Below are 371 nucleotides of genomic sequence, written 5' to 3'. Positions count from 1 at the left end.
ACCGCATGCGCCATCAGGTTTGCTTTATCATCATCACCAGTTGTCTGTTTGATAAGCTGAGCAACAGCCGGATTAAGCCCGCCCGCCAGCGCCTGGCCGAAGTTATCCGCATTCAGCCCGCCCAGCACGCCCGTGATGGCCTGCACCACCATCTGTGGCGTACTGCCCGTGCCGTAGCCTTTCATGACCGTTTTGTAAGCTTCGGTCTGACGCAGTTCTGCGTCGGTTTTACCCGTATTTTCAGGCTTCTCCCTGGCCGCCTTCATGGCTTCGGTCTCACCCAGCGTCATGACGATGTTGCTCATCTGTCCGCTAATCTGGCTGATGACCTGCGCCTCCTTCAGGCGCTGCTGCTCTTTTTCCTTGTCAAA

Annotated in this window: 1 pseudogene; it reads right to left on the bottom strand. The window is 56.6% G+C overall.

Annotated elements, in window-relative coordinates:
* Positions 1-371: pseudogene (locus MUA00_RS00130) on the bottom strand (VENN motif pre-toxin domain-containing protein); the annotation flags it as partial.

Origin of the sequence: Dryocola boscaweniae (assembly GCF_025215095.1) — a bacterium.
Taxonomy (GTDB): domain Bacteria; phylum Pseudomonadota; class Gammaproteobacteria; order Enterobacterales; family Enterobacteriaceae; genus Dryocola; species Dryocola boscaweniae.
The sequence above is the reverse complement of the archived record's forward strand: the minus strand, read 5'-3'. Positions and strand labels throughout refer to the sequence as shown.